We start from the raw sequence: 577 nt of genomic DNA, 5'->3' as shown, positions 1-577 counted from the left end.
AAATGACATCATTTTCTTGTGTGGTAGTAGTGGTGACGGTAAGTCTGAGATCCTGACTCAATACAGCCAGAAGCACAAAGCGACACATGAGTTTCATCTTGATGCGACACACAGCTTTAATCCAAATCAAACCGCAATTAATGCGTTGGATGAGCGATTCTCACAGTTCAAAGGAAATGAAAAGCCACTTGTTGTTGGCATTAATATCGGAATGTTAGGCAACTATGCTGAGGAAGGTGCTGAACAACATGACGATATTAAAGCTTCGATAAAAGCGTTCTTGGAAAACAAAACGGACGATATTCCAACGAACCATATTTTCTTAGATTTCGAGCAATACCCGAAATTTACGCTGGGCCATGAAGTTAGCACTTCTGACTTTGCAGCTAAGTTTCTAGCTCGTTTGACTGAGCCAACGCTAGATAACCCGTTTTACGCACTGTATGACAGTGAAGTGCAAAAGCTAGGTCATAGCAAGCTCACGGCAAACTATGCTTTGCTAGGGCTGGAATCTGTGCAAAAGAATATTATTTCTTTGCTACTGAAAGCTCGCTTAATCAAAGATCAGTTCCTAACG

At 41.4% G+C, this 577-nt stretch carries 1 protein-coding gene; it reads left to right on the top strand.

All coding sequences use genetic code 11. From position 1 onward, the window contains the following. Positions 1 to 577, top strand: a 577-nt coding sequence (gene dptF / locus BCT81_RS00710; protein WP_102422984.1) for a DNA phosphorothioation-dependent restriction protein DptF, incomplete at both ends; no start/stop codon positions are given.

It is taken from the genome of Vibrio sp. 10N.261.52.A1 (assembly GCF_002876325.1).
Classification (GTDB): Bacteria; Pseudomonadota; Gammaproteobacteria; order Enterobacterales; family Vibrionaceae; genus Vibrio; species Vibrio chagasii.
This window is presented reverse-complemented; position numbering and strand designations above follow the sequence as displayed.